7 protein-coding genes are annotated in these 8,242 nt (G+C 72.3%); 4 read left to right on the top strand and 3 right to left on the bottom strand.

Annotation, left to right across the window (positions count from 1 at the left end):
- Nucleotides 1–2,033, top strand: a 2,033-nt coding sequence (locus tag AAHZ94_RS35630; protein WP_349997755.1) for an ATP-binding protein, incomplete at its 5' end; no start/stop codon positions are given.
- A 430-nt stretch (nt 2,034–2,463) separates the two neighbouring features.
- The gene (locus AAHZ94_RS35635; RefSeq protein WP_349997756.1) at nt 2,464–3,081 is read left to right on the top strand and encodes a 3'-5' exonuclease; all 618 of its coding nucleotides are present in this window, start codon (nt 2,464–2,466) and stop codon (nt 3,079–3,081) included.
- 112 nt (nt 3,082–3,193) lie between these two features.
- On the opposite strand, the gene AAHZ94_RS35640 is transcribed toward AAHZ94_RS35635, so the two are convergent.
- Complete coding sequence (locus AAHZ94_RS35640) at nt 3,194–3,697, bottom strand: Lrp/AsnC family transcriptional regulator (RefSeq protein WP_349997757.1); 504 nt, start codon at nt 3,695–3,697, stop codon at nt 3,194–3,196.
- A 132-nt stretch (nt 3,698–3,829) separates the two neighbouring features.
- On the opposite strand from AAHZ94_RS35640, the gene AAHZ94_RS35645 reads away from it, so the two are divergent.
- Nucleotides 3,830–4,771, top strand: a complete 942-nt coding sequence (locus AAHZ94_RS35645) for an EamA family transporter (RefSeq protein WP_349997758.1) — start codon at nt 3,830–3,832, stop codon at nt 4,769–4,771.
- Here the strand turns inward: AAHZ94_RS35645 and AAHZ94_RS35650 are convergent.
- Complete coding sequence (locus AAHZ94_RS35650; RefSeq protein WP_349997759.1) at nt 4,765–5,331, bottom strand: TetR/AcrR family transcriptional regulator; 567 nt, start codon at nt 5,329–5,331, stop codon at nt 4,765–4,767. The two genes, AAHZ94_RS35645 and AAHZ94_RS35650, sit on opposite strands and share 7 nt — an antisense overlap.
- Nucleotides 5,332–5,730: 399 nt before the next feature.
- Nucleotides 5,731–7,353, bottom strand: a complete 1,623-nt coding sequence (locus tag AAHZ94_RS35655; protein WP_349997760.1) for an alpha/beta fold hydrolase — start codon at nt 7,351–7,353, stop codon at nt 5,731–5,733.
- A 699-nt stretch (nt 7,354–8,052) separates the two neighbouring features.
- On the opposite strand from AAHZ94_RS35655, the gene AAHZ94_RS35660 reads away from it, so the two are divergent.
- Nucleotides 8,053–8,242, top strand: a 190-nt coding sequence (locus AAHZ94_RS35660; protein WP_349997761.1) for a hypothetical protein, incomplete at its 3' end; no start/stop codon positions are given.

Here is an 8,242-nt window from a genome sequence, read left to right on the forward strand (position 1 = left end):
AGTTGTGTATAAGAGAGAGGCGGGACATCAGGGACTTCACCGCGCGCGGCCCCGCCCTGGCCCGGGTGCTCGACCTGGCGGAACAGGCCGACCCCGAACACCCCTCGGTCGTCGTGGTCGCCGGGCAGCCCGGGCTCGGCAAGACGGCCTTCGCCGTCCATGCCGCGCACCGGCTCGCCGCCCGCTACCCGGACGGGCAGTTCGCGCTGGACCTGTGCGGGATGGACCCCGAGCCGACGACGTCGCGGGACGCGCTCGCCCGGCTGTTGCGGGCGGTGGGCGTGGCCGAGGGGGCGATACCGGCCGCGACCGAGGAGCGGGCCGGTCTGTGGCGCGCCGTGCTCGGGGACCGCCGCGCGCTGTTGCTGCTCGACAACGCCGTCGACGAAGCCCAGGTGAGGCCGCTGCTGCCGAGCATCGGCCGCTGTCTGACGCTGATCACGAGCCGGCAGGCGCTGGCCGGCCTCGAAGCCGTGCACCGCATGGACCTGACGCTGCTGCGGCGCGAGGAGTCGATCGCCCTGCTGACCCGCATCATCGGCGCCGAGCGGGTGGGCCTGGAGGCGCAGTCCGCCCGCGACCTCGCCGACCTCTGCGGCCATCTGCCGCTGGCGGTCCGCATCGCCGGACAACGGTTGCTCAGCCGCCCGCACGAGCGCATCGGCAAGCTGGTGGGTCAACTTGCCGACGAGGAGGGCAGGTTGGATGGGTTGCGGGCCGGCGGCCTCCAGGTACGGGCCGCGTTCGCGCTCTCCTACCGGCAGTTGTCCCCCGATGCGCAGGTGCTGCTGCGCCGTGCCGCGCTCGCCGCGGGTCCTGATTTCAGTCCCGAGGTCGCCGCCCTGTTGGCCGATCTGCCGGTGGCCAGGGCGCTGCGGTACGCGGACGAGTTGACCGATGCCGGCCTGTTGCAGTCCGACGCGTTCGCCGAGCGCTACCGCTTCCACGACCTGCTGAAGCTGTTCGCGGTCGAACAGGTGGCCGTGGCGGACGGCCCCGAGGTTCGGGAGGCAGCCGAGGAACGGGCCGGTGACTGGATGCTGCGCCGGGCCACCGCCGCGGCCCTGCGCTTCGACGTCGACCACTACCAGGACGCGCCGCACGGCGACCCCGACCCGCCCCGCGCCCCGGCCGACCGGGAGGCCGCCCGCGCCTGGCTTGAGGCCGAGCGCGCCCAGTGGCTGGCGGCGCTGCGCCGGGCCCATGCGGCCGGACGGTACCAGCAGGTCGTCGACGCCGCCGAGGCCATGCACTGGTTCTCGGACCTGAACCAGCACTGGGAGCTGTGGGCCGAGGTCTTCCGCCGCTCCGTGGAGGCGGCCCGCGCCCTGGGCAGCCGCCGCGAGGAGGCCGTCCACCTCAACTATCTGGCCTGGGCCTACAACCTGTGCCTGTACGACCACCGGGCCGCCCTGGAGTCCGCGGACGCCGCCCTGGCCGTGGCCCGCGAGGTGGGGGACGAGGTCCAGGTGGGGTGGGCGCTGGGGTACGGGGCGGGGGCGCTGCACAGGATCGGCCGGGTCGAAGAGGCCATCGACCGGCTGCGGGAGGCCGCCCGCTGCCTGGGCGGCCAGGACTCCGCACAGGCCAGGCTCGGCGAGCTCACGGTGCTCAACACGCTGGGGAACAACCTGCGCACGGCCGGCCGGGCCGCCGAGGCGCTCCAGGTGCACCGGCGGATCGACCGGGTGTGCCGGGCCGGCATCCCGGGCCAGGCGGCCGAGGTGATCGGGCTCTACCGTGCCTTCGCCCAGCAGCAGATCGGCAACGACCTTGCGGCGCTCGGGCGCCCGGACGAGGCAGAAGAGGCGCTGCGGCAGGGCCTGACGAGCTTCGAGGCGGCACAGATGCCGTCCTGGAGCGAGTCGGCCCGGCTCGATCTCGGCCTGGTGCTGCGTCAGTTGGGCCGATACGCGGAGGCCAGGGCGGCCCTGAGCCGGGCCAGGGACGAGCTCGGCGAGGTGAACAGCCCGCGCCGGGAAGAGGCGGTCCGCGCGCTGCGCGAGCTCGACCACCTCGCTGCGGGGAGCTGACGCCGCGCCAGCCCGGGCCGCAGCCGCTCGGGCGGCAGCCGGTGGGCGGGTCCGCAGCAGTCGCCGTGGCCGGTCGGAACCCCCCTCCCCACGGAGCGGAGAACATCGCACGGCCAGCGGGCGGCGGCCCGCTAGGACGAGGTGAACGGGCGCCGGCCCCGCGCCGTCCACCGGGTGGTGCGGGCCATCCGCCGGAGCGCCGCCCGGGGCATCTGTCGAGGTCGGAAGGCGCGCGCCCGCTGACAGCGCACCGTCTCCGGCGCCACCCGTCGCATCAGGCCACCGCGGAAGGCGCCAGTAGACTTCGGCGCGATGCCTCGTACGGTTGACCCGTACGGTTTCCGGGCGCGACCGGCCCTGCGGAGAGCCGGTCGGGCGCCCGCTCGGACCGTCGGAATGCGTAGCGCCCACACCCTCGGGAGGAACGGCTTTGTCGACGTTCGTCGTCTTCGATCTCGAATTCACGTCCTGGCCTGACGCTTTGGCGCAGGACTGGTCGGCGCCCGGTCAGCTCCGGGAGATCGTGCAGATCGGCGCCCTACGCGTACGAGAAGACCACACGATCGTGGAGGAGTACGAGACGCTGGTGCGGCCGACGGTCAATCCCGAACTCTCTCCGTACTTCACCGAATTGACCGGCATCAGCCAGGAACAGGTGGATCGCGGCGGGCTCGCGCCGGCCGCCGCGCTCGGGGAATTCCTGGCCTTCTGCCGCGGGCACGGCGTCCTCTCGTACGGAAACGACATGGTCGTCCTCGGCGAGAACGTGGGGTGGGCCAGGGCCCGGGGCGAGGAAGTGAAGAACGGATTTCTCGACGCCAGCTTCCTCAATGTGCGGCCCTGGGTGAACTCCCTCGCCCCACAGACCGCTTCGGCGAACGTGGGACGGTTGTGGAAGGTGCTCGGACTGCCGAAGCCCTTTACCGGCGAGGAGCATTCGGCGCTCTTCGACTGCTATTCCTTCGCCGCCGCCATCAAGCATCTGTGCGCCACCGGCGCGACTCTTCCCGAAGGCTGCCTGCGCGGCCAAGAGCCGCCGCGGCACTGAGGATTCACCTGCGCCGTCGGGAGTCGCCCCGCCCCTGATTTCCCGACCGGCGGGCTCTTCGCGCGCGCGTTGCGCGCGTACCCGCCTGCCCCCAGCGGCCCGGTGGCGGAGGTCAGCCGGCGGGCGGGACGGTCGGCGCGTCCGCCGCCGGGGGTGCGGTGTCGGGCCCCAGGGGCCGCTCGAAGACGGTGCGCAGCACGATGGTCGTACTGGTGCCCTGGACCGACGGGATGGCCCGGATGCGGTCGAGCGCGTCGGCCAGTGCGGTGGTGCCCGACACCCGCACCTTCAGCCAGTAGCAGTCCTCGCCCGCGACCTCGTGCACCTCAAGGACGCAGGGCTCCGCGGCCAGGCCCGCATTGACCTCGGCCTTCGCGCGCTCGCCCGACTCGAAGCGGAGCGCGATGAACGCCGCGGTCGACGCGTCCACGCTCGCCGGGTCGAGCTCGGCGCGGTAGCCGGCGATCACGCCGTCCCGCTCAAGGCGCTGGAGGCGTTCGCGCACCGACGGCTCGGACAGCCCGACCGCCCGCGCCAGCGCCCGGACGGTCTGCCGGCCGTCCGCGGACATCATCCGCAGGATCGTGCGGTCGGTTTCGTCGAGCTGTCGCTTCATGATGAGAACTTGCCCTTCGTGGCCCATCAACTTACTCTCACATAGCCATGCTACATAAAGCGCCTTACTAAAAGAGGCTGAATGTCTGCTGAGGCTAAGTTAAGGAATGTTGGATCGGGGGCTGGGTCCGGGGTGGAACCCGGCGTCCGACCGCTGCTTCCCTGGTTGGCGCTGGTGACGGTGTGGCTGCTGTGGGGGTCCACCTACCTCGGCATCCAACTGGCCGTCGACACCATCCCGCCGCTGCTGATGGCGGGGTTCAGGTTCCTGACCGCGGGCGCGGTGCTCATCGCGTTCGTCGGGCCGCGCCACGCGCGCGGCGCCGAGCGGCCCACCGGACGGCAACTGCGCTCCGCCCTGATCGTCGCCGCGCTGCTGCTGGTCGGCGGCAACGGGCTGCTCAGCATCGGTGAGACCGAGGTGGACTCCGGGCTCGCCGCGCTGATCGTGGCCACCGTCCCGGTGTGGATGGTGGTCATCCACGCCGCGGTGACCAGGACGCGGATCACGCTGGCGATGGGGCTCGGGCTGCTGCTCGGCACGGTCGGCGTCGGACTGCTGGTGGGTGGGCCCGGCGCGCGGGTCGACGCCGGCGGCGCGGTGCTCGTCCTCATCGGCTCGCTGAGCTGGGCCACCGGCTCCGTCTATGCGCGCACCGCCCCGCTGCCGAAGCACCCGTTGGTGGTGGCCGCCCTCCAGATGCTCATCGGCGGGGTGTTGTTGATCGCCATCGGTGCGGTGGCCGGTGAGTTCGGCCGCCTCGACCCCGGCGCGATCTCGGCCGCTTCGATCGGCGGCTTCTGCTGGCTCGTGGTGGCCGGCTCGATGGTCGCCTTCACCGCGTACGGGTACGCCAACACCCATCTGCCCAACGACACGATGGCCACCTACGCGTATGTGAACCCGGTGGTCGCGGTCGCCCTCGGCGCCCTGCTCGGCGATGAGCGGCTGAGCCCGCACCTGCTGCTGGGCGGGGCCGTGATCGTCAGTGCGGTGGTCCTCATCGTCGGCGGCAAGGCCATCGCCCGCCGCCTCGGCCGACCGGCCGCCGTGCCCGCCCCGCGCCGTCAGTAGTGCCGGATGCCCTTCAACAGGGTGCGCGCCCACGGCGCGTCGACCTCGTCGGCGCCCATGGCGATCATCGCGTTGCACAGGAAGCCGCGGGCGAAGAAGTTCTGTACGTCGTCGTCGCTGGCGCCGGAGACGGCCCGTACGTACTCCACCTCGCGCGCGTAGGCGGTGCGGATCGCGTCCCGGATGGCCGGTTCGCTCGCCGCGCAGATGGCCTGGATCAACACCAGCAACAGGTTCTTATCGACGATCAGCCGTGCGTACGCCTCGCCCAAGGAGTGCAACACCCTGGTGGGTTCGCTGCTCGTGGCCTGGGCGGCGGCGTCCGCGAACGTCTCCCGCATCTGTCGCGAACAGTGCTCGATGACGGCCACGAACAAGGTTTCCTTGTCCGGGAACAACCGGTAGATGTACGCCTGCGAAATACCGGCAGCCTTGGCCACCTCTGCCGTCGTCGTGCCGTAGTAGCCCCGGGCGGCGAACGTCCCGATGGCGGTTCTGAGCACGGTTTCGCGCCGCTCATCCGCCGTGGACAACTGGCGACCGGTCGACGATCTTGTCATGTGACTACTTAACCATTAACCCGCGGGAGTGCCAAGGAGTATGGGATGACTATGGAGAGTTGGTGCACCTTGTGATCGTCAAGGAAATGGTGGGTATCGGCTGCCCGTTTTCCTGCGTTACCCCGTGATGCGGGCACGAAGTCTGACGATTTGGCCGCCCAAAATTACAATTCCTCTTCGAAGTTCATCCGGCATGACCGCGGATGTCCGGATAGGAGAAGGCAGTTGAAAGGGGGATTAAGCAATTACTCATTGGCGCTTTGTCTGGGGATCGGGCAGAGATCTGGAGAACCCGGGCCGCCCGGCGGCGCATGCGGGCACCGGCGGCGCGGGCGCCCGGTGGGTGGCCAGTGCCGCCGGTCGGCCCGGGCCACCCGGAACCGCCCCGAGCTTGGCGGATCAGCGCTGCGGGACGGGGGCGCAACTGCTCCCTGGAGCGGGCGTCCTGCGGTGGAGGAGGTAGTCGTCGACGGTGCCGCGCGTGCAGTCGCTGCGCCCGTAGACGCTGTGCCCGGCGCCCTCGTACGGCAGGAGGACGGTCGTGCCGCGCGTCTGCCGGTGCACCCGGGCGGCCCACGCGTAGTGGTTCGCCGGGTCGTGTCGCGAGTGCAGCATGAGGATCTTGGGGGCGCGGGTGATGCGCAACCGGTGTTGCGGGTTGTTCACCTCGTCCGGCCAACCGACGCATCCGGCCACCGCCGCGTGTACGCGTGGTGAACCACGCAGGTGGGGCGCGGCCCGCAGTTCGGCGGCGGTCAGATCCGCGTACTCCCGGAAGTCCTTCGGCCGGAACCGCCAGTCCTGGCAGAACACCGCCGAGAACGGGGCTGCCCGCGTCTGCTCCGGAGCGCCCTGCACGCCCTGCACGCCCTGCACGCCGCCCTGCGCGGCCCGGGCGGGGAGCGGCCGTACGCGCTGGCGCTCCCGCGGCTGCCAGCCCCGCGACTGCTGTCGCTCCTGCGACTGGCGTATCTGCGGCTGCCGTTGCTGTGCTTCGAGCCCGGTCAGATAGCGGGCCAGGTCGCCCCAGTCCGGTCCGTACAGATACTGCTTGAAGGTGGTGAGCGTGATCGCCCGGGCGGTGAGGGGACGCTCGGGGTGGTCCGGGTCGGACAGCTCGCCCCGGTCGGCCCTGGCGAGCAGCCCGTCCCACACGGCGGTGACGTTCCGGCCGTACAGGGCGCACGAACGGCTGGTCGCGCACCACCGGGCGAACTGCTGGAACGAGTCCTCCGCCGTGACCGCCGACGAGACGAGGAAAGCGCGCAGACCCAGGCTGTGGTCCATGTTGGCGGTGAGGGCCATGGTGCGCAGCCGCTCGCCGTACTGCTCCGCGTACTGTTCGCCGATCAGCGTGCCGTAGGAGTGGCCGAAGTAGCTGATCCGCTCCTCGCCGAGCGCCGCGCGGAGCGCATCCATGTCCCGGACGACGCTCAGGGTGTCGGCATGGTCGAAGACCGGCCCGCTGTGCCGTCGACAGTCCTGCCGCAAGGCCCTGTTGTACGCGGCGAGTTGGTCGAACTCGGCCCGGTCTGCGGGGTAGCCCGACGGGGCCTGGTCGAGCAAGGCGGCCGAGCACCTGATCGGCTGGCTGGCGCCGACGCCCCGCGGGTCGAACCCGACGATGTCGAACCGTGCCCGAACGTCCGCGCTGAAGTGGCCAGGCGCGCGGCGTACGGCGAAGTCCACCCCCGAGTCGCCGGGCCCGCCCGGGTTGACGAACAGCACGCCGATCCGGCGGGCCGGGTCGGTCGCCGTGCGGCGGGCCACGGCGAGGTCGAAGGTGCCGGCCGTCGGGCGCGCCCAGTCCACGGGCAGCCGCAGGGTCCCGCACTCGGCCGTGGCGTCCTGCGGGCACGGCCGCCAGGCGACGGCCCGTTGCGCGGGGTCGGCGCTGCCGGGAGGCCCGGTGACGTCCACCGCCACGCTCGGGGTCGCCGTCCCGGCGAGCGCTCCGGCGACGAGCACTCCGGTGAGTGCCTTGAAGAGCGATTGCATGAAGTCCTTTCCCTGCTGATGCACTTGGGCGATCGGGGCGCTGCCCCGTCGCCCGACGATGGCAGGGCGCTGACCAGGTCACCATCGCCTGCGATCGGAATCAGGGAGGACGCCGGGGCGCGGTCGGGGTTCCCCTCGGGGAGACACCCGAGGCCGGGCCGCCTGGACCCGGGGCTTTCCCGTAGGTGGCGGGCGGCGGGCGGCGGGCGGCGGGCGGTGGACGCGGGCCGTGACGGGTGCTCAACTCCGGGCGTACCCGCCGCTCGACTCTCGACGTACCCGCTTCTTTACTCCGGGCGTCCCGGCTGCTCGACTCCGGGCGTACCTGCTGCCTAACTCCGGGCGTACCCGCCGCGCGACTTCAGACGTACCGGCTGCTCGGTTCGGGGCGTACGGGCTGGCTCCACGGGCGTACTCGCCGCTCACCTCCGGACTACCCGCTGCTCGACGCCAGACGTATCTGCCGCTCAACTCCGGACGTAGCGCCCCCGACTGGCCGATTCGCCTCCCCTGCGTTCTACAGTGCTGTAGATTTCGGGCCGTCGACGAGGGCAGCCGAACCGGAGGATGGTCGTGGCAGTCGTGCTGGAACAACACGGCGACGCGTGCACCCGGTCGCCGGCGCCGGGCGCGCCGACGCGGGCGCCGGGCCGTGACCGGTAGCAGCCGCCGGCTCGCCGCCGGGCTGCGCTCGCGCCGGCCGCAGCGCATGGGCCGGGCGCCGTGCGCGGGGCGGGCGCCGGGTGGCCCCTCCGGGGGGGGGCCCCCGGGGGGGGGGCGCGGGCCCCCCCCCCCGGGGGGGCCCGGGCGCCCCCCGCGGCGGGGGGGCGGCGGCGGACGGAGGCGGCCCGCGCGGCGGAGGAGTGCGGCTTCGACGACGGGGCGGTACGGGCGCTCGGCGCGCTGCTGCGGG

The organism is Streptomyces sp. HSW2009, from assembly GCF_040240285.1.
GTDB lineage: Bacteria > Actinomycetota > Actinomycetes > Streptomycetales > Streptomycetaceae > Streptomyces.

Bases quoted from the DNA above. Each gene is read 5' to 3' on its own strand.
- AAHZ94_RS35640 (WP_349997757.1), bottom strand. From the start codon at position 3,697: ATGAAGCGACAGCTCGACGAAACCGACCGCACGATCCTGCGGATGATG.
- AAHZ94_RS35650 (WP_349997759.1), bottom strand. From the start codon at position 5,331: ATGACAAGATCGTCGACCGGTCGCCAGTTGTCCACGGCGGATGAGCGG.